This is a genomic window from Deltaproteobacteria bacterium, from assembly GCA_011773515.1.
Classification (GTDB): Bacteria; Desulfobacterota; Deferrimicrobia; order J040; family J040; genus WVXK01.
The window spans coordinates 1-372 of sequence record WVXK01000104.1 but is presented as its reverse complement, the minus strand read 5'-3'; the positions used below and the strand labels follow the sequence as shown (position 1 = coordinate 372).

The window sequence follows — 372 nt, the reverse complement described above, 5'->3', positions numbered from 1 at the left end:
ATCAGGCATCAGGATGTCTTGGATCAGTTATATGAGCTTTTCCTCAGACGAGGCACACCAGAACATATTCGTTCAGACAATGCGCCGGAATTCACCGCCAAAGCCGTAAGAAAGTGGCTGACGAATCTCGGAGTCAGAACCCTATTCATAGAACCCGGGAGTCCTTGGGAGAATGGATACGTAGAGTCGTTCATCGGGAAGCTGAGAGACGAGTTGTTGAATGGAGAGATCTTTGATACGCTTTTAGAAGCCAGCGTGGTTATTGAACGCTGGCGAAGGGAATACAATCGGTATCGACCTCACAGTTCTCTGGGGTATAGACCACCGGCTCCAGAGGCTATAAATTTCACTTTACAGGTGGTACATTGATGG

General features: G+C 48.1%; 1 pseudogene (only partly in view). It reads left to right on the top strand.

Going from position 1 to position 372, the window contains the following annotated elements:
- Positions 1 to 369, top strand: a pseudogene (locus tag GTN70_11330) (transposase); it begins 694 nt to the left of the window's first position.
- Positions 370 to 372: the final 3 nt, after the last annotated feature.